This window comes from Marinitoga sp. 1138 (assembly GCF_013363265.1).
Classification (GTDB): Bacteria; Thermotogota; Thermotogae; order Petrotogales; family Petrotogaceae; genus Marinitoga; species Marinitoga piezophila.
Genome location: NZ_LBFA01000005.1, coordinates 37,926 through 58,983 on the forward strand (window position 1 = coordinate 37,926; position 21,058 = coordinate 58,983).

Consider the following 21,058-nt stretch of genomic DNA (forward strand, 5'->3'; position numbering starts at 1 on the left):
GGAGGTGTTTTTGGTGAAAAAAACTTCAAAACTCTTAGTGGCAGTAGCGCTTATTGCAGCATTTTTATTTATTCCTAAAATTGGAATTTCTGAAAATTCCAGAGAAACAGGGAAAAACTTAAAAATAGCATTTGTACAAATGGAAAAAGTAACTCAGTCCTATTACAAATGGCAGGACTTACAGGAAAAATACAAAAACGACTTACAGTATTATCAGGGAAAAATCAATAAATTACAAAAAGAATTTGAAGACTTAAAAAACTCAGGTGCTACAAATGATGAATTGGTAAAAAAACAACAGGAATTACAGTTAAGAATTAATGAATATCAAAAAGCTATTCAGGATGAATACACAAAGAAGACAAATGAATTATTAGCAGAAGTAAAAGAAAAAATAGTGAAATACGCTAAAGATAATGGTTACAACTTAGTATTATATGAACCATCAGTTTTATATGCTGATGAATTAGTAGATATAACTCCGCAAATTATTGAAATGTTAAAAACAGCGGGTGCAAATTAATTCGATGGAAAAACATACACTTGTTTGCAAAAAAATTATAAAAAAGTATGGAAGAAAAATAGTTTTAAATGGAGTAGATTTTGAAGCCGGCACTGGTGAAATTGTTGGGATCCTTGGTCCCAACGGTGCCGGAAAATCTACTTTATTTAAAACTATTCTTGGTATTGTAGTACCTAAAAGCGGTGAGGTATTATTGGACAATATTAAAATAACTCATTTACCTGTACATATACGTGCAAAGAATGGAATTGCATATCTTCCACAGGAACCTTCTGTTTTTAGAAATTTAACTGTATGGGATAACATGGATTTAATTGCTTCCATGTTAAAAATTGAAAACAAAGAAAAAATCATTACAGATATATTAAGCGAATTTGGAATATTAGAACTTAAAAATCAAATTGCTGACTCCTTATCCGGTGGTGAAAAAAGAAGATTGGAGTTTGCAAGAACATTGCTAATGAAACCTAAATTTATTCTTCTCGATGAACCGTTTGTAGGAATTGATCCTATTACAGTAAAAGATATACAAAAAATCATCAAATCTCTTTCTAAAAGAGGGTTAGGTGTAATTGTTACAGATCACAATGTTGATGAAATTGCTGAAGTTGTTGATATATTATATGTCGTTCATAAAGGTAATGTTATTGCTCATGGAAAACCTGAAGAAGTTTTAAAAGATGAAAAAGTTATTGAAAATTATCTGGGTTGGTGATATAAATGTTGAAAATTGGAGTGATTGGATATTCGGGAGAATTAACCGAAGAAAAAATTAAAAATCTTTCTGAAATTACCTTTGAAATTGGAAAAATGATTGCAAAAAATGGATGGATATTATATAGCGGTGGAAGAAATGGAATTATGGAAATTGTTTCAAAAGGTGCTAAAGAAAGCAACGGAGTTACTGTGGGAATTCTTCCCTGGGAAATAGATGGAAATCAATATATAGATTACCACATAAAAACCGGCCTGGATTTTTCAATGAGATCATTTGTTCTTGTAAAAAGCGTTGATGTAATTATTAGCATAGGTGGTGAAATTGGTACAGCCATTGAATTATTGGGTGCATATGCAAACGGAAAACCTATTATTTTAATGAATAACACAGGTGGATGGACTGATAGAATAAAAAAATGTTTAATAGAAAATACATATCTTGACAATAGAAAAACAGCAAAAGTTTATTCTGTAAATACCATAGAAGAACTTGAAAAGTTATTGAAAAAAATGGAGGTTGAAAAATGATACGTCTAAGATTTGCTCCAAGCCCTACTGGGCATTTACATGTTGGCGGAGTTAGAACAGCTTTATTTAACTGGTTATATGCAAAAAAAAATAACGGAAAATTTATTCTGCGTATTGAAGATACAGATTTAGAACGTTCAAGTAAAGAATTTGAAAATGAAATACTTGATTCAATGAAATGGTGTGGTCTTGACTGGGATGAGGGACCTGATAAAGGGGGAGATTTTGGTCCTTATAGACAAAGCGAAAGATTGGAAATTTATAAAGAACATATAAATCAATTATTGAAAGAAGAAAAAGCTTATTATGCTGTGTATAAGGGTGAAGAAGTTATACACAAATCATATGAATTTCCTGAAGAATATAATACAAAAGATTTTTCTATTGTTGTAAAATTTAAAATAAATAAAGAAGGTTCTGTAAGATTCAATGACCTTTTAAAAGGAGAAATTGAATTTAAAAATGAATATATTGATGATTTTATAATCCTGAGATCAAATGGAATTCCCGTATATAATTTTACCGTTGTAATTGATGATCATTATATGGAAATTACTCATGTAATTCGTGGTGAAGACCATATTTCAAATACTCAAAAACAGATATTATTATATCAGGCTTTTAACTGGAATATTCCAGAATTTATGCATATCCCTTTAATCCTTGGAAATGACAGAAAACCTTTAAGCAAAAGACATGGAGGCACCACTGTTGACTTTTTTAGAAAAGAAGGTTACTTAAAATCAGCTTTAATGAACTACCTTGCTTTATTGGGCTGGACAATAGAAGATGAAATCTTTAATTTCAAAGATAAAATAGATAATTTTGTTCCGGAAAAAATCTCTAACAAAGGTGTTATATTTGATTATGAAAAACTTGAATGGATTTGTGGAAAACATTTAAGATTATTGGATATAGAAGAATTATATTCTGAACTTAAAGAATGGCTTGGATATATTAATGATATTGAATTTATTAATATGCTGGAAAAAGACATAGATTTTTCAAAAGAAGTAATAAAAATCTCAAGAGAAAAAATTAACACATTAAAACAATTAAAAGATTTTTCATATAACTTTTTCAACGACAATTATGATTATGATGAAAAATACATACAAAAGTTTCTAAAAAAAGAATGGGCACCAGAACTTTTAAAAACAACTATAACAAAATTTGAAGAATTACAAGAATATACAATAGAAAGCGTTGAAAAAACTATAAGAGAAATTGCCGATTTAAAAATCACTTCCAAAAAGAACACATTTCAAACAATTAGAGGGGCTGTATTGGGAAAGTTAGTGACTCCGGGATTATTTGAGTCAATAGCCGTATTGGGAAAAGAAAAAACAATTTCTCGTCTTAAAAAAACAGAGGTGTTTTTAAATGAACAGATTCAAGGATAAAAAAATTACGCTTGGCGTAAGTAGCGGAATTGCTATATACAAAGCAGTAGATCTTGCATCAAGATTAAGAAAAACAAATGCACAACTTAATATAGTTATGACAGAAGATGCAAAAAAAATGATTTCACCTGTAGTTTTCTCTGCTGTTGGAAATTGTCCAGTTTATAGTGATTACTTTAATGAAGTTAAAGATGGTTGGATTCCCCACACACAGCTTTCAATGGAAAGCGATGTTTTTGTTGTTGCACCAGCTACTTCAAATATAATTGCAAAAATTGCGAATGGAATTTCAGATGATCTTGTTTCATTAATAGGTTTAGCCTTTAGAAAAAAAGCGAAAATAGTAGTTCCAACAATGAATACAAGAATGTATGATTCACCAGCATTTCAACGAAATTTGAAAAATTTAAAAAATGATGGTTGGACAATTGTTGAACCAGAAGTTGGTCATCTTGCATGTGGCGAAATAGGAAAAGGAAGATATCCTGACAATGAAATAATCATGGAATATATAGAAAAATTCTTATCTCCACAAGACTTCAAAGGAAAAAAAATACTAATCACTGCTGGTCCTACTGTTGAGCCGATAGATCCTGTAAGAAATATAACAAATAAATCAAGTGGAAAAATGGGATATGAAATTGCAAAAGAATTCGCATTAAGAGGAGCTGAAGTAATATTAATTTCAGGTCCTACAAACTTAAAACCTTCTCCATTAATAAAAGAAATTATTAATATAACTACTGCTGAAGAAATGTTAGAAGCAGCAAAAGATAAATACGAAAATATGAATATTATAATAATGACAGCTGCTGTGTCTGATTTCAAAGTAAAAAATGCTTCAAAACAAAAGATAAAGAAAGATAAAGACTCAATAACCTTAGAATTAATAAAAAATCCTGATATTTTAAAAACAATAGGAAAAATAAAGAAAGAAAATCAATTACTAGTGGGCTTTGCCGCAGAAACTAATAATCTCATTGAATATGCAAAGAAAAAACTCAAAGAAAAAAATTGCGATTTGATTATTGCAAATGATGTATCAAAAGCAGAAACAGGTTTTAATGTGGATTATAATGAAGTTTATATTCTTAATAAATTGGGAGATGTTACCCATGTTGAAAAAAACACCAAAAAGAATATTGCTATTAATATTGCTGATTATATTTCAAAGCTTATTAATAGCTAACACTCTAAGTATTGATGATTTTCATGACAATATTATATTTTTAAAGTTTATTACAAAAGAAAAAATGATAAATCCGCATGTATCTGTTTATTCAGGTGGATTCAGAGTAATACCTGAATATTCTACAACTCCATCGTATATAGGAATAAAAATTAATATCAATGATTTTTCAAAAAACGATATTCTCACATTCAATATTGAATTTGATTCCTTAAATGGTCATAAAACTCTTACTTTTCATAATTTTATTAAATTAAAACATTTTTCTACACCTTTAAATGCAGAAATTTCAACAATTGAAACACCAGATGGCTGGAAAGGAGTTCTTGTAAATAATTCAAATAATGAATTCAAAATTACAGGAATTAAAATTGATAATAAAATTGAACTATTAAATACTGAAAATAATATTTTCTATCTTCCACAAAATCTTGATAACGGATTTCACACTCTCGATATAACCTATGAAAATACATATAAAATCTCTTTTTCAAAAAAAATAAAATTCTTTAAAAAAGATTGGTTTTTTGGTTCTTCTAATCTTAAAGGAGCGTCTTATAGAGTTGAATTTATAAGCAATTATCTTGTCAAAAAAGGTGATTCAATATATAAAATCGCCCGAAAATTTGGAGTAAAACCCGGTGAAATTGTTCTATATAATAATATTAAAGATCCTAAAAAAATATACTCCGGACAGTTACTAAAAATAGGGAAATTACGATTTGGTGAAAGTCCTTTGGTTATTACGGTAGATCTTGATAAAAGTATTTTAAATCTATATTATCTTGGTGAAAAGGTTTTAACTTTTCCAGCTGCAGTTGGAAGAAGCGATGCAACACCACCTGGATATTATAGAATTATGTATAAAGAAAAAGAACCTGCATTATATTGGTATGGTGAATACATAAAACCGGGATCAATAATTAATGGAATTGGAAGTAGATGGTTACAACTCTCAGAAGAACAATATGGAATTCATGGTACTACAAAGCCATGGGAAATCGGGAAACGTATTTCTCACGGCTGCATAAGATTATTTAATCAGGATGTTGAACTTCTCGACTTTTTAACAGGAATTGGAACAGAAGTATATGCTATAAAATCAGTGAGGTGAATAGATGTTATTTTCTCTTGCTTTTTTCAGGGTATTACCTCTTTTCATTATAATCTCTATTGGATATATTCTCGGCAAAACATTTGAAGAATATGACAATAAAATTCTAAATAAAATTACAATATGGGTTGCAGGAAATGTTTTAGCATTTACAGCAATAAATTCTCATCCACCAAAATCAGATGAATTGAAAGTATTTTTTTCAGGATATATAATCCTTTTTATATTAGCTATTTTAATTCCATTTATCCTAAAAAAATTGAACCTCATAAAATCTGAATGGGGAATTATATCTTTTGCATTGATGTTTTCAAATGGCGGATATTTAGGATATCCCGTTGTTGGTGCACTATTTGGAGATGAATATATTGCTAAAGCTGTAATTTACGTTATTGCAATGACATTACTTTCATTTTCAATAGGTATAGTTATTCTTACAGGAAATATAAAAAAAGGATTATTAAATATGGTTAAATTACCCATGTTATGGGGATTCTTAATTGGATGGATATTAGGTGCAAATAATATATTCTGGTATAACTTTCCAGCTGTTATTTCTGAACCAATTGAAATGATAAAAAATGCAAGTATTGTGATCATTCTTATAAACATCGGTGTTTCTTTATCAAAAATAAAAATTAAAATCTATGATTTATACGATACCATTTTAACTACTTTTTTCAGATTAATTGTATTTCCAGTTCTCGCCATTTTTATAGTAAAACTATTAAAATTTGACCCTATTCTTGGAGCGATATTTGTAATTGAAGCAGGAATGCCTGTTGGAATGAATGTATCATTTATTACTGAAGAATTAAAGATAAATCCTGCATTAGGTAATTTGCTTGTTTTTGTAAGTACTCTATTATCAATTTTAACTGTTCCATTATTATATTATCTTATTAATCTTTAGGAGGAATTAATATGATAGATATATCAAAAATAAAAAAAATCGCGTTAATAGGTGCCACAACAAATAAATCAAAATTTGGATATAAAATCTTAAAAGACCTTGTAAAAAAAGGATATGAAGTATTACCAGTAACTCCAAATTATGATGAAATAGAAGGAATTAAAACATATAAATCAGTTAATGAATTACCAGAAGTTGATGTTTTAAACTTTGTTGTCCCGCCTAAAATTGGATTAGAAATTACAAAAGAGGCTTATAAAAATGGATTTAAAAAATTCTGGTATCAACCAGGTGCCGAATCTCAGGAAATCAAAGAATTCTTGGATTCATTAAATGATCCAGAAGTTGATTACCTGTTCTATAAATGTATAATGGTTGAAACAATATAAAAGCCCTATTAAAGGGCTTTCTTTTATAATAGTAAATAAAAAGGGGCTGTTATAATGTCTGGGATTTTAAAATACACCGCAATATTTGCATCTGCCACAATGGTAAGTCGTTTTCTTGGATTATTCAGAGATATGCTTTTCGCATATTACTTTGGAAGAAGTGGAGAATATGATGCCTATATTATAGCAATACTTCTTCCATTTTTTCTAAGAAGAATATTTGCTGAAGGTGCTTTTTCTACTGTATTCATTCCTTTATACAATAGAAAAAAAGGAAAAGAGGCTGATCTATTTGCAAGCACCGCAATAAATATTTTATTTTTAATCACATTTTCTCTATATATTCTAGTATTTTTTTATTCACCAATTTTTGCTAAAATACTCGGAAGTGGTTTAGATAAAGAATATTTAAACCTTTCTGCCTTTTTAATGAAAATCACATTTCCATTTATTACTTTTATTTCCATATGGTCGATATTTGCCAGTATTTTACATAATGAAAGCAATTTCTTTATCTCGGGAGTATCACCAGCAATAACCAATGTTTTTACCATATTAGGTATTTTATTTTCTGTATATTTTCCTATTAAAATTTTAGGTCCAACAATTGGGTTTCTCCTTGGCGGATTTTTTCAATTATTCTTTGTTTATATTTACGTACATAAGAAAAAATATTTTAAATATTATCCTGTTATAAAAAAAGACTATATAAACGAAATAATGGTAATGTTTATTCCTGCATTATTTGGTGTTGCCATTTCTCATATTAATAGTATTGTGGATACAAATGTTGCAACCTGGACTGGAGAAGGTGGAGTTGCAACTATCCAATATGCATTAAGATTATATCAATTGCCTTTAGCAATTTTTTCTGTGAGCATCGCAAACGTTATTCTTCCAAGATTATCTAAATTATCTGCAAAAGATGATATGGAAAATTTTGTAAAAGAGTTTAAAGAAGCGATAATCATATCCTTATTTTTAACAATTCCCGCTGCATCTGGATTAATTATATTAAGCAAAGAAATAATTAAATTAATATATCAGCATGGTAGCTTTACTTCAAATGATACAACAGCAACTGCCTACACATTAATTGCATATTCTATTGGTATTGTTTTCTATTCCATTCACGGTATTCTTGTAAGAAATTATTATTCAAAATTAGACTCCAAAAAACCAACAAAAATTTCATTTATAATGGTTACAATTAACATAATACTCGATATTATACTTGCTAAATATTTTGGAACTGCCGGAATTGGTTTGGCAACATCAATTTCAGGAATGATTGGTATGATAATTCTGGGCTGGGATTTATTTGCACATTTTGATAAAAATGACATAATTGAAGTATTAAAAATCTTTATTGCATCATTTATTATGGGAACAATATTATATATATCAAAGAAATTATATATATCAAACATCTACACACTTATACTTGTTATTGAAGGAATGATAATATACGCTGTTGCGGCATATTTGCTAAATTGTAAATACTTCACCGAAATATCAAAAATGCTAAAAAATAAACTCAAAAAAAATGGTTAAAAATTCACAAAATTTGACATTTGTGGTATAATAAAGATGAATATAACAAATAATTTTGAGGGGGCTAAATTATGGATGTAATGACCGTAACATTAAATCCTTCACTAGATAGAGAAATAATCGTAGAAGACTTTAAATGCGGACATATGTTTAGAATTTCTAATCCATCTAATTCTGTAATGGAACCTGGTGGAAAAGGTATCAATGTATCAAAAATGCTTAGTAAATTAGGCGTTGAAAACATGGCCTTGGGTTTTTTAGGCGGATTTGTTGGAAGAGTGTTTTTAGAAAAATTACTCGAAGATAAAAATATAACTGCAAACTTTGTTTTTGTTGAGGAAGAAACTCGTGAAAATATCGCTATATTGGACCTGAAAAATCACACAATTACTCAAATTAATTCAAGTGGTCCAAAACTTCAGGAAATAGATATTAACCATATGATTCAAAGATATAAAAATTCACTTTCTCTTGTAGAACATGTTTTAATTTCTGGAAGCATTCCACCTAATGCACCAGTTGATATCTATGCAAGAATGTTTGAACTTGCAAAGAAAAATGGGGTTACAACATATATGGAAGCAAATGGTCCTCATTTTAACGAGGCAATTGAAAAATCATGTCCTATGGTAGTAAGAATTGACTTAAGAAGAGAGAAAAAATATTTTGATAGAGAATTAAAAGAAATGGATGACTATGTATATGCTGCAGAAGATATTATAAAACATGGCGCAAAATTAGCTGTTCTCAGTTATCATGTTGAAGGAGATATAATTGCAACCCCTGAAGGAATCTGGTTATTCAAATTAGAAGAAAATGTTGATAGATCTCATTTATTTGGTGTTGGTGACTCTTTCATGACAGGAATTATATATTATATATTAAAGAATGGATATAATTACCTTGAAGCTGCAAAATTTGGTATGGCAACTGCTATTGCCAAAGTTCATCATATCGAAAAGTATATTGAAGATATAGAAGAGATTCATAAATATCTAAATTACTTTGAAGTAAAGAAGGTGAAATAATGAAAGTAGAAGATATTATGTTAAAAGATGTAACTTCCTTAGCAGAGGACGTAACTATAGATAGATTTATAACTTTATGTGAAAGGCATGGATACTCAGCGTTGCCTGTTGTAGATTCCGAATTTCACCTCGTTGGATTATTAAGCGAATCAATGGTAATAAAAGCTTCTATCCCGGGATATTTATCTCTAATGCAATCTACTTCATTTATCCCTGATTCTCAACAATTCATAAAAGGATTAGGTCATATTTTAAACAAACCCGTTTCAGAAATAATGGATAAAAATCCTACAAAAGTTTATTATGACGACACAGCTTTACATGTTGCCGATGTAATAATAAAAAAGAGTTTAAAAATAGTTCCTGTTGTTGATTATGATAACAGGCTTATTGGTATTGTAAGAAGAATTAAACTTTTAAGTTTAGCAGCAAAGGGTATTTTGGAGGAATAATATTGGAAAAAGTTAATATAGTTACATATGGATGCAAATTAAATCAGGCTGAAAGTGAAGTAATTGGTGAGAAATTATCTTCTTTAAATTATATTGTTGAATATGACAAATCAACTAAGAGTGATATATTAATTATAAACTCATGCACAGTAACTTCTGAAGCCGAAAGGAAAATTCGCCAATTAATAAGGAAGACCAAAAGAGAAAAACCTGATACCAAAGTCGTTGTTGTTGGGTGTTACACACATACAGATACGAAATCATTACTGGAAAATGGTGTTGATCTAATCTTAGGAAACCTTGAAAAAAAATACATAGAAAATTATATAGATAAAAATGGTGTCTTTGTAGACCTTGATTATTGGCATTCAAAAAATGAAAAAATATTTCTACCTCAAAAACCTTATAATAATTATTCAAGATATTTCCTGCCAATTGAAGAAGGATGTCTTGAGTTCTGTACATATTGTAGAATAATATTCGCAAGAGGAAATAAAATAAGAAGTGTCTCAAAAGATGAGATATTCAAAAAAATTGATTCTCTTATTAAAAAAGGGGTAAAAGAATTTATTATTACTGGCATCAATTTAACCTATTATGGTTATGGAACAGATTATAATTTATTAAATCTGATAATGGATATTGAAAAAAAATATCAATCCCAAAAAATTCGTTTTAGGATTAGTTCTTTATATCCCGATTTCATCAATGAAAATATCATTCAATTTCTCAATGAGAGCAAAATTTTCGAAAAACACATACATTTATCACTCCAGCATGTTTCCACAAAAGTTCTGGAAAATATGGGAAGAAAATATAATGAAAAATATCTAATAAATTTATTCGATATGATTTTTAGAATAAACGATATTTTTTCCATATCCTCAGATATAATTGTTGGTTTTCCAGGCGAAACTAATGAAGATTTTGAAATATTATTAGAATTTATTAATAAATATCCATTCTCAAGAGTTCATGCATTTAGATATTCATCACGTCCAAATACCAAAGCGTCAAAAATGCCTCACCAAATTTCAGGTGAAATAAAAAAAGCCCGCATGAAACAATTGCAACAATACATAAAAAATTCAAATGAACAATATTTAAAAAAATTAATTAACTCTGGTATAACCCCAGAAATTCTTATAGAAAAAAAGGATAATCAATACAGTTACGGATATGATGAATATTATATATACCATAAAATATTAAATAATAGTATAAACTTAAATGATTTTCATAAAGTAAAAATAAATAAAATTGAAAATACTGGAGTGATATCAAGTGTTTTATAATTCAAAAGAATGGATAGAAAGTACTGAATATAAAAGTGAAGATTTTGAAATATTTAACGGATATTCTACTTACGAAACCATTAGAACATACAACAAAAATCTATTTGCCCTTAACTTTCACTATGAAAGATTAAAAAAATCTGCCATATTTTTGGGATTAGAATTCCCTGAATACAATAAACTAAAAGAAACTCTTCTTGAAGGAGTTAAAAAGTTTAATTGCAAAGAAGACATAAGAATAAAAATATTAATTAACAAATACACATCAAAAAATAAAAGTTTTTATGCGTTTATTGAGCCGATATATGAAGTTGATGATTTAAGAGAAAGTGGAGTTGTTTTGGCAATATCTCGAGAAAGAAAACCAAAAAATCCCGTTATTCCATATTATGTAAAAACTTCTCTAAATGGCTATGGATTATATTTAAGACAAAAATACAATGTGTATTATGATGCAATAGTATTAAACGAATTTGGTTATGTAACTGAAGGAACAAAATCAAATCTATTTATGGTAAGTGCTGGAGTAATTATAACTCCTCCTTTATCAGCTGGTATATTACCTGGAATTACAAGAAAAGTTGTTATCGACCTTATAAAAAGCTTCAATATAGACTTTGAAGAAAGAAATATTGAATTATGGGAATTATTATCAGCAGATGAAATATTCTTAACTCATACAAGTGCAGGAATTGTTCCAGTAAGAAGAATAGTTCCTAATTTTACCTTTAATGCCCCAGGTATTACAACTGAAACATTAATAAATTACTGGAAAGACTTTATTATACAAAACAACGAATATTGGGATTAATATGAAAGAAATCAAAGATATCTTATATGAATTATCTTCAAAAAACAATGTTATAAAAAAAATTATGTTGCTTGACGAGATAAAAAATAAGATATCAGCAATTTTAGATAAATATAATTTTACCTCAGTGGAGGTGGTTGATATAGATTTAAAAACCTCCACGCTTTTTTTGTATGTTGAAAACAACTACATAAAACAGGAAATTCTATTTAAAAAAAATAAATTAATAAAAGAAATTAATAATTCATTGCAAATAGACAGGATAAAAAGCATAAAATTTACTGGAGGTGCTGTTAGATGAGCCATTATTCTCAAGAAGATATTAAAGTATTAAAAGGTTTAGAACCTGTTAGAAAAAGACCTGGTATGTATATTGGATCAATTGGAAAAGCAGGTTTAAACCATCTTGTATATGAAATTGTTGACAATAGTGTTGATGAATATATGAGTGGTTTCTGTACCAAAATAATGGTAAAAATAAATGAAGATGATACTATAGAAGTAATGGATAACGGAAGAGGTATTCCAGTTGGTCCACACCCTACAGAAAAAAAAGACACTCTTGAAGTTGTATTTACAACTTTACATGCTGGAGGTAAATTTAATACAGAAACATATAAAATAAGTGGTGGGCTCCACGGAGTTGGTGCATCTGTTGTTAATGCATTATCAGAATTCTTAGAAGTATGGGTTCATAGAAATGGAAAAATTTATTATCAAAAATATTCAAGAGGAAAAAAGGTAACTGAAGTAGAAATATTAGGTGAGACGAATAAAACAGGTACACATATAAAATTTAAACCTGATGCTGAAATCTTTGAAAATGGAGATATTGAAGTTGAAGGTCAAATCATAGAAAATAGATTAAGGGAATTGGCTTTCTTAAACCCTGGTCTCGAAATAGAATTTATAGATGAAAAAAGAAATAAAAAACAAAAATTCCTTTTTAAAGAAGGACTTTCTGAATTTCTTGATTATTTAATAAAAAAGAATAAAAAAGCACCTATTCATGAATCACCAATTTTTGGAAAAGGTTCTTTTAAAAATCCTCGTGGCGAAAACTTTTCAGATATAATAGTTGAATTTTCAATGATGTATACAAGAAACGATTATCCTCACATATTCAGTTTTGTTAACAATATAAGAACTGTAGAAGGCGGGGAACACGAATCAGCATTTAAAACAACACTTACAAGAGTAATGAATGACTATGCCAAAAAAGCTGGATTTTTAAAAGAAAAAGATCCTAATTTTACGGGCGAAGATGTCAGAGAAGGTTTAATAGCTATATTAAGTATTAAACTTCCTGATCCTGTTTTTGAAGGACAAACAAAAGCAAAACTGGGAAGTAAAGAAGTTAGAGCAGCTGTAAACGATATAGTCGCGGAATATTTAGTAAAATATCTTGATTCACACCCCAAAGATACAAAATTAATATTTGAAAGAATAAAAGAAGCTGCAAGAGCAAGAATAAGTGCAAGAAAAGCAAGAGAAAAGGTAAAAAGAAAATCTATATTTGAAAATTCGCCATTACCTGGGAAATTGGCAGATTGTACATCAAATAATCTCGATGAATCAGAATTATTTATTGTTGAAGGTAATTCTGCTGGTGGAAATGCTAAAACCGCAAGAGATAGAAATTTCCAGGCTATATTACCTTTAAGAGGTAAAATAATAAATGTAGAAAAGCATGATATTGAAAGATTAATGAAAAATGAACAGGTAGCTAACATAATTTCGGCTATTGGAACGGGAATTGGCGAAAACTTTGATATATCAAAATTACGTTATGGAAAGATAATAATAATGACAGATGCTGATGTTGACGGAGCTCATATTAGAACATTGTTATTAGCATTATTTTACAGGTTTATGCCAGAATTACTTAAAGCTGGAAGAATATATGCAGCTCAACCTCCTCTATACAAATTTAAATCTGGTAAATTTGAAAAATATTTATACTCAGATGCTGAATTAGAGGAATTAAAAAAAGAATTTGAAGGAAAAAAGTATTCACTTCAGAGATATAAAGGTCTTGGTGAAATGAATTCAGATCAATTATGGGAAACCACAATGAATCCTGAAAAGAGAAAATTAATTCAAATTAATATTGATGATATTGTAGAAACAGAAGAAATTCTTGAAATCTTAATGGGAAGTGATCCTTCAGCTAGAAGGGAATTTATTGAAGAACACGCATTAAAGGTTAAGGAGTTAGACATCTAAGATGAACGTTCAACGTTCGATAATACTTATTACAACAGTATTATATGTTTTTATAATATTTTATATAATACTATCTTATTTAATTATCCCTTCTAAACCTGTTCGTCCTATATTAGATAATATATCTCAGCCAATATGCGTTGTAGAGATAAATCATAGGTATTTTTTACTAAACAAAAATGGTTATATTTTTAAAATATCTGATATTCCTATTTTAGGTTTTCCAAACATAGAATATAATGACTTCTTAAAATACAAAGATAAAATAAACAAATTGACTCTTAACGAATTAAATTATATATCTACTATAGATTTTAAAAATAAAATTATATATATAAATCCAGAATACAAAATATTTTATAACTCATGGGATGAAGTTGTAAATTATTTAAATCAAACATTAAAAAAACTTGAAAAATATGAACCGGGAAGTTATTATTTACTCTCTGGTGGTAGTTTAATCAGCATTTATTAGGAGGGATTAAAATGGCCAAAAAGGTAATTTATGCTATCGATATTGGAAATTACTATGTAAAAGGAATCGCAATTGAAGAAAATAGAGGTAATTTTCAGTTAATATCAAGTGCAATAGAACGTGCTGAAGGAATCGTCAAAGGACAAATACAGGATGTAAAATCATTAAGAAAAAAGATAGAAAATGTTATATACTCACTTGAAGGGGAAAATAGTAAAGCAAGAGAAATAGAAATAATAATTTCATATGCAACAAACGAATTAAAAATATCAAGAGAAAATTATACACTTGAATTCACAGAACCAAAAGAAATAACAGAAATGGATCTTGAAAAGATAAAAGCAAATATACAGCAAAAATATTCTGAATCCAATAAAGAAGTATTAGATATAAAATTTGTAGATTTCGAAGTTGACGAAAAAAGAGTTAAAAACCCTGTTGCATTTGTAGCAAATTACTCATTAAACTCAACAATAAATGTTGTATGGGTACCAGAAAACTCGTTTGCACCTATTAGAAATACAATAAAAAATCTAATCGAAGGAGAAATCCCTATATACGATTCGACACTTGCAGCAGCATATGGTGTAACCAATACATCAGATAGAAACTTAGGAGTTGGAATAATTGATTTAGGTCATTCAAAAGCACGTATGCTTTTATTCAAAGATGGAATACCAAAATTCTATCTTGACTTTGAAGTTGGTGTGGAATATGTATTAAAAGATATAATGCACGTATTAAAAACTTCTGAAAAAGAGGCTCTTAGGCTTTTAGAAGACCATGCTGTATGTCTTCAGGATACAAAAGCTGTTAAAAAGATTGATTATTTAAGCCTTGTTGGTGATCACTATGAATATACAACACAAAATCTTTTAAACAAAATTGTATTTGCAAGAGTAAGAGAAATCATAAACAAATTAAACAGCGATCTTGCAAAATTAGAGTATGAAAACACTGTTGAAATTGCTGGAGGATTACAGGCTGGAGTTGTTCATACAGGCGGAGGTGCAAGAATCAAAAACATAGAAAAAACAATATCCGATTTTATGGGATTGCAAACAAGATTGGGTATTGCTGTAAACAATTCATCCAATTTCTATATTGAAAATGCTGAAGAAATTTACAAAGATCCTCTTTTTGCACCACTTATTGGTACAATTAACCTATATTTTAGCGGTACAAATATTCCAAAATTATACATAGAAGAATCTGAAGAAAATGTAATTGAAAATAATCCAAGAATTCAAGAAAAACAGGAAAAAAAGAGTGGATTCTTCGCAAAATTAGGTAGAATCCTGTTAGGGGGTAATGAAGATGCCATTTAATTTACCTATGCCAGATGAAAATAAAGAAATTTTCCATAAAAGACCTAAATATGTAATAAAAGTAATGGGGGTCGGCGGCGCTGGAAATAATGCCATAGAACGAATGGTTCGTCTTGGTGTAAAAGATGTTGACCTTATCGCAGCTAATACAGATGTTCAGGTCCTTGAAGCAAGCAGTGCAAAATTCAAACTTCAACTTGGTAAAGAACTTACCAGAGGACTTGGGGCTGGTGGAAATCCTGATAAAGGAGAAAAGGCTGCCGAAGAAAGTATTGATGAAATACGTGAAATGATTCAGGGAACTGACCTGTTATTTATCACTGCTGGCTTAGGTGGTGGAACAGGTACCGGTGCCTCTCCTGTAATTGCAAGAGTTGCAAGAGAATTAGGAATATTAACTGTTGCTGTAGTTACAATACCTTTCCACTTTGAAGGTTCTACAAAACAAAAAATCGCAAACAGAGGTTTAAACAAATTAAAACCATATGTAGACACATTAATAAAAATATCAAATGACAAATTACTTGAAGACAATGATGATATCCCAATTAGACAGGCATTTGCTAAAGCTGATGACATATTATACCAGGGTATCACAGGTATTTCAGACTTAATTACCAAAAAAGGTCTTGTTAATACAGACTTTGCTGACGTTGAATCAGTATTAAAAAGAAGAGGTTCAGCAATGCTTGGTATAGGTTGGGGTAAAGGAGACAATAGAGCAGAAGAAGCAGCTAAAAATGCTTTAAACTCTAAATTCCTTGAAAATTCTGTTCAAAATGCAACAGCAGCATTAGTTAATGTATCTGGTAAAAATCCTACATTAAAAGATTTAAAAATAGTAACTTCTATACTTCATTCTTACTCAACAGATGAAGTAAATTTAAAATACGGAATTACTGAAGTTGAAGATATGCAACCAGATGAATTAAAAGTAACTATTGTTGCAGCTGGCTACAACAAAATCATGAACGAATATGATGGTGAAAACATTTACGAAATACCTGCAGTATATAGGTTATTTGGAAACAATGTTGCAAATGAAGAACGAATAAAATTAGAAAAATATCTTGAAGCTCAGCAGGGAGATTATGAAGAGTAAACTGGAAAAACTTGCTATTGAACAATTATTTACAAATTCAACTGTGGATTTTTTCAAAAAAACTGAAGATACAAATTCCTCAAGATTATCTTCATTTGAAGATATAATGATGTATTTATTAAATAACAATATAAGTGATCTTCACTTTTCTTCTAAAAAATCATGTGTAACAATATATTATAGATATAATACTGAATTAATAAAATTATCAGAACTCGAAAAAGATGAATATAAGAAAATATTAACAAAAATACAGATAATGAGTAAAATAGACATAATAAATAATAGGGATCCAGCAGATGGGTCCTTTACTTTTTTGAATAATTATTTTAGAGTTTCATTGATAAACAATAATTACGGAACAAATTGTGTAATCAGGAAATTAAAAACAATAAATGACTTAACAATAGAAAATCTTAAATATCCTGAAGAATTCTTAAAAAGTATTGAGTCAATAAAACTACATAAAGATGGTTTAATTATTTTTTCAGGGCCAACAGGTAGCGGAAAAACAACCTCATTAGCCTTTATAATACTTCAACTTTTAAAAGAAAAAACTAAAAAAATAATAACTATCGAAAATCCCTTAGAATATATAATTCCCGGTGCAGAACAAATTGAAATAAAAAATGATTCTCAAAAAACTTCTATATTAAAAAATATATTACGTCATGATCCAGACATAATAATGACTGGAGAAATAAGAACAGATGAATTTGCAAAGCTAACTCTTGAATCAGCAATGACTGGACATTATGTATTTTCAACAATTCACGCAAATAATGTATTTAATGCAATTCAACGATTAGAATTATTAGGATTAAATAAATCATATCTTCTTGACACTTTAAAAATTATCTACAATCAGCGATTTGTAAAAATACTTTGTTCTTGTAATAAAAAAGGGTGCGAAACCTGTAAATACACTGGATACTCTGACATAATTCCTGTTTTCGAAATCCTTCACATAAATGAGTATACAAAACAAATGATTCTTTCTAACAAAATAGATGAAATTAAAAACTCCATTTTTTATATATCACCAGAAATTCAGCTAAATAGATTATTAATTCAGGGAAAAATAGATACAGAAGAATACAATCAATTCATCACTAGCATAGGGGGATGATATAATGGGTTATTATTCAAAAAGTCCTGAAGAATGGAAAAAATTAGATGAGGAAAAAGCAAAAAAAGATAAATTGCGTCAAATTCAAAAAAGAAGACAAAAAATAAACAATATGCTTATTATCTTTATTTCAATACTCGCAATAGCTTTTATATTCATTTCAAAAAAATATTTTCCTCGATATAATTTCGGATTTTATGTTTTAGTTGACAAAATTTCTTATTCAATATTTTCCTCAGACAAATACACATACCCTGATCCTTTAACAGTCTCTGTTTCTATGAACAATAGTACTACCTCACCAATAGATGTAAAAATAGATTCATTTAAGTTTATAATCTACAAAATAACAGGAGATTCAAGCGAAACATTCTATAAATTCGAATATCCAAAAATAATAAAATATCAATTATCGCCATATGAAACAAAAAAAATATTTGATCTAATGAATATAAACCCTCTTTCAAAAATTCCTGACGGTAAATACATAATATATTCCACATTTAATTCAAATGGAAAAGAAATAAAATTGCACAAAGAAATAGATTATATACATACAGTTAGATATAATGTCTATCTAAAAAAAGGCTTCTTCCTTGAAAATGAGTATCCTCAACTCATCATAGAGGCAAGAAACTATTCTGAAGAAACCAGACAATTTGAATTTAAAGGAACAATTCAAATATATACCAAAAAAAAGAAATTAATAAAAGAAATTCCTGTAGATTTTGGTTATTTAACATTAAAATCTCTTGAGAAAAAAGTAAATGATTTTAATATACCAAGAATAGAAAAGGGAACATATGATCTATATTTCGTTTCAAAACAATTTAATCAGGCTGTATATATTCCGTTCCCAATTACAGATAAAATTGAAACAAAATTAAAAAACATAAGTCTGTCAATGGATACTTATCTCTTTTATCCAGTAAATGAAAAATTTCAGGGAATATTTTATATCAATAACAAAGACCTCAAAAAAGAAAGATTTATTGAAATTACGGGATATTCGTTAAGACTCATTAATCTTGATAAAAACACAGTTGTATTCAACTATGAAAATTCCGACAAAAGGAGAATATACATAAATGCTGGTGGAAAGGCTATAGTATATTACCTCTCACCTTACGATCGTCCTGTAACTTTATCAATTCCAGGAAAATATCAATTAATTTATACTGTAAAAACAAATGAAAGTGTAATCGAAAGAAAAGTAACTGTATATGTTGGAATTAATCAAAATAAATAATAAAAAAGCCAACCATGATTTTCCATGGTTGGCTTTTTATTAAGAATACGCTGTTAAATCAAGAAGCCCATGACCGGACAATGTAAATACAATAACCTTCTCTTCTTTATTTTCTTTTGCTTCAATTGCTTCCTTAATTGCACCAGCAATTGCATGGGAAGATTCAGGAGCTGAAAAAATAGCTTCTAACTCTTCTGGTTTCATTATTTCCTTAGTTTGTGGATTTAAAGGTGGATCAAGTTCAAATGGCAAATCAGCTAATGCATTATACCAGTATTTTGGCATCTCCTCAACAGACAAATAAACTCTTTCTCTTTTACCCATAAAATCAACCCCTTTCTTTCAAATTTGTAATTTAAAATAAAAAAACCGGATATCCAATTTGGATATCCGGTGACTGCCTACATTAATTAATAATCACTCGCTTTAATGCCTCATTTTTCCGAAGCATGACAAAGCAGTAGACACCCACCGGGCGTCCACCACCAATTTACTCTATTAAAATTTGTATTTACAACTATATTTCTATTATAATAATTTCCCATACACAAAACCTCTTTATAATAATTTTTGTATATTATACTACAAAAATTTCAAAAAGTAAAGAATTCCAAAAAAGTTAATACATCATATTGCAATATGATATAATAAAATAGGATAAATACTGGAGGTGGAATTGATGAAAAAATTACCAACAGGGATAGAAGATTATAAGGAAATAATAACAGGAGATTATATATATGTAGATAAAACAAAATACATATGGGAAATGGTATATTCTGGAGTACCAACATTCTTATCAAGGCCACGAAGATTTGGAAAAAGTTTAACAGTATCAACATTATATTACTTGTTTAAAGGAGAAAAAGAATTATTCGAAGGAACATATATATACGATAAATGGGATTTCAAAGAATATCCAATAATAAGATTAAATTTGTTTAAGTCATCAACGGAGAGCGAAGAAAAATTCAAAAAAAGTCTGGTAAAGATGATAGAACAGGAAGGGGAAAGAAACGAAATAGAGATAACCGAAACAGATTACACATTTGCATTTGACGAATTAATAATGAAACTTTCAAAAAAAGAAAAAGTAGTGATTTTAATAGATGAATATGAAGCACCAATATTAGAACATATAAACGATAAGGAAAAAGCTGAAATGTTCAGAGGATTTTTAAGGGAGTTCTATAAAAAAATAAAAGCAAATAGCGAATATATAAAATTCGTATTCATAACCGGAATCACAAAATTCACCAAAACAGGAGTATTTTCAGCATTAAACAATTTAAACGATATATCATTAGATACAGCATATTCACAGATGTTTGGATATACACAGGAAGAGTTAGAATATTATTTTAAAGAACATATAGAAGAAACGGCAAAAAAGTTTGGAATAACAAAAAAAGAATTATTAGAGGAAATGAAAAGATATTATAATGGATTCTCATTTGATGGAGAACATACAGTATATAATCCATTTTCGATATTACAATTTTTCCAGAAAAAAGAACTTAGAAACTACTGGTTTGAAAGTGGCTCACCAAGTTTTTTGTATGAATACATAAAAGGCAAAAAGATAGAGTATGAAGATTTAGTAAAAACACCAGTAAGTGCAGAAGATTTCTCA

General features: G+C 28.6%; 21 protein-coding genes and 1 pseudogene. 21 read left to right on the plus strand and 1 reads right to left on the minus strand.

Annotated features, from left to right (window positions below; genetic code table 11):
* Positions 1-13 precede the first annotated feature (13 nt).
* The 20 genes from XO11_RS01750 (at position 14) to XO11_RS01845 (ending at position 19,425) form a co-directional block, all read left to right on the plus strand.
* Positions 14-523 (plus strand): OmpH family outer membrane protein, encoded by a 510-nt coding sequence (locus XO11_RS01750; RefSeq protein WP_175418070.1) that lies wholly within the window; start codon positions 14-16, stop codon positions 521-523.
* 4 nt (positions 524-527) lie between these two features.
* A complete protein-coding gene (gene lptB / locus XO11_RS01755) occupies positions 528-1,238 on the plus strand; it encodes an LPS export ABC transporter ATP-binding protein (protein ID WP_014295776.1) in 711 nt (236 codons plus the stop codon).
* Positions 1,239-1,243: 5 nt separating this feature from the next.
* Complete coding sequence (locus tag XO11_RS01760) at positions 1,244-1,768, plus strand: TIGR00725 family protein (RefSeq protein WP_014295777.1); 525 nt, start codon at positions 1,244-1,246, stop codon at positions 1,766-1,768.
* Entirely contained in the window at positions 1,765-3,171 is a 1,407-nt protein-coding gene (gltX, locus tag XO11_RS01765) for a glutamate--tRNA ligase (protein WP_014295778.1), read from the plus strand. Before XO11_RS01760 ends, gltX begins: the two co-directional genes overlap by 4 nt.
* The gene (coaBC, locus tag XO11_RS01770; RefSeq protein WP_014295779.1) at positions 3,152-4,360 is read left to right on the plus strand and encodes a bifunctional phosphopantothenoylcysteine decarboxylase/phosphopantothenate--cysteine ligase CoaBC; all 1,209 of its coding nucleotides are present in this window, start codon (positions 3,152-3,154) and stop codon (positions 4,358-4,360) included. The genes gltX and coaBC overlap by 20 nt, the downstream gene beginning before the upstream one ends.
* Positions 4,287-5,474, plus strand: a complete 1,188-nt coding sequence (locus tag XO11_RS01775; RefSeq protein WP_175418071.1) for a L,D-transpeptidase family protein — start codon at positions 4,287-4,289, stop codon at positions 5,472-5,474. The genes coaBC and XO11_RS01775 overlap by 74 nt, the downstream gene beginning before the upstream one ends.
* Positions 5,475-5,478: 4 nt before the next feature.
* Complete coding sequence (locus XO11_RS01780) at positions 5,479-6,387, plus strand: AEC family transporter (RefSeq protein WP_175418072.1); 909 nt, start codon at positions 5,479-5,481, stop codon at positions 6,385-6,387.
* A 14-nt stretch (positions 6,388-6,401) separates the two neighbouring features.
* Positions 6,402-6,776, plus strand: a complete 375-nt coding sequence (locus XO11_RS01785; RefSeq protein ID WP_041638713.1) for a CoA-binding protein — start codon at positions 6,402-6,404, stop codon at positions 6,774-6,776.
* A 54-nt stretch (positions 6,777-6,830) separates the two neighbouring features.
* Positions 6,831-8,330 (plus strand): murein biosynthesis integral membrane protein MurJ, encoded by a 1,500-nt coding sequence (murJ, locus tag XO11_RS01790; protein WP_014295783.1) that lies wholly within the window; start codon positions 6,831-6,833, stop codon positions 8,328-8,330.
* Positions 8,331-8,401: 71 nt separating this feature from the next.
* A complete protein-coding gene (locus tag XO11_RS01795) occupies positions 8,402-9,358 on the plus strand; it encodes a 1-phosphofructokinase family hexose kinase (RefSeq protein WP_014295784.1) in 957 nt (318 codons plus the stop codon).
* The gene (locus tag XO11_RS01800) at positions 9,358-9,810 is read left to right on the plus strand and encodes an HPP family protein (protein ID WP_014295785.1); all 453 of its coding nucleotides are present in this window, start codon (positions 9,358-9,360) and stop codon (positions 9,808-9,810) included. The genes XO11_RS01795 and XO11_RS01800 overlap by 1 nt, the downstream gene beginning before the upstream one ends.
* A gap of 2 nt (positions 9,811-9,812) precedes the next feature.
* Positions 9,813-11,105, plus strand: coding sequence for a tRNA (N(6)-L-threonylcarbamoyladenosine(37)-C(2))-methylthiotransferase MtaB (gene mtaB, locus XO11_RS01805; protein WP_014295786.1), 1,293 nt, complete (start codon positions 9,813-9,815; stop codon positions 11,103-11,105).
* The gene (locus tag XO11_RS01810) at positions 11,095-11,916 is read left to right on the plus strand and encodes an aminotransferase class IV (protein WP_014295787.1); all 822 of its coding nucleotides are present in this window, start codon (positions 11,095-11,097) and stop codon (positions 11,914-11,916) included. The genes mtaB and XO11_RS01810 overlap by 11 nt, the downstream gene beginning before the upstream one ends.
* Before the next feature lies 1 nt (position 11,917).
* Entirely contained in the window at positions 11,918-12,217 is a 300-nt protein-coding gene (locus tag XO11_RS01815) for a DciA family protein (RefSeq protein WP_014295788.1), read from the plus strand.
* Positions 12,214-14,142 carry a type IIA DNA topoisomerase subunit B gene (locus tag XO11_RS01820; RefSeq protein ID WP_014295789.1) on the plus strand — a complete coding sequence of 643 codons (1,929 nt, stop codon included), beginning with the start codon at positions 12,214-12,216 and terminating at the stop codon, positions 14,140-14,142. Before XO11_RS01815 ends, XO11_RS01820 begins: the two co-directional genes overlap by 4 nt.
* A 1-nt stretch (position 14,143) precedes the next feature.
* A complete protein-coding gene (locus XO11_RS01825) occupies positions 14,144-14,617 on the plus strand; it encodes a DUF4894 domain-containing protein (protein ID WP_075780179.1) in 474 nt (157 codons plus the stop codon).
* Positions 14,618-14,628: 11 nt separating this feature from the next.
* Positions 14,629-15,945: a cell division protein FtsA gene (locus XO11_RS01830; protein WP_075780180.1), complete on the plus strand. Its 1,317-nt coding sequence runs from the start codon at positions 14,629-14,631 to the stop codon at positions 15,943-15,945.
* Positions 15,935-17,047, plus strand: coding sequence for a cell division protein FtsZ (gene ftsZ / locus XO11_RS01835; RefSeq protein WP_014295792.1), 1,113 nt, complete (start codon positions 15,935-15,937; stop codon positions 17,045-17,047). The genes XO11_RS01830 and ftsZ overlap by 11 nt, the downstream gene beginning before the upstream one ends.
* On the plus strand, positions 17,037-18,176 hold the full coding sequence (locus tag XO11_RS01840; RefSeq protein ID WP_014295793.1) for a GspE/PulE family protein: 1,140 nt from the start codon (positions 17,037-17,039) through the stop codon (positions 18,174-18,176). The genes ftsZ and XO11_RS01840 overlap by 11 nt, the downstream gene beginning before the upstream one ends.
* A gap of 4 nt (positions 18,177-18,180) precedes the next feature.
* The gene (locus tag XO11_RS01845; RefSeq protein WP_175418073.1) at positions 18,181-19,425 is read left to right on the plus strand and encodes a hypothetical protein; all 1,245 of its coding nucleotides are present in this window, start codon (positions 18,181-18,183) and stop codon (positions 19,423-19,425) included.
* 39 nt (positions 19,426-19,464) lie between these two features.
* Here the strand turns inward: XO11_RS01845 and XO11_RS10710 are convergent.
* Positions 19,465-19,596: pseudogene (locus XO11_RS10710) on the minus strand (TrpB-like pyridoxal-phosphate dependent enzyme); the annotation flags it as partial.
* A gap of 508 nt (positions 19,597-20,104) precedes the next feature.
* Between XO11_RS10710 and XO11_RS01860 the strand changes: the two are divergent.
* A partial coding sequence (locus XO11_RS01860) for an AAA family ATPase (protein ID WP_175418074.1) occupies positions 20,105-21,058 on the plus strand: 954 nt, incomplete at its 3' end.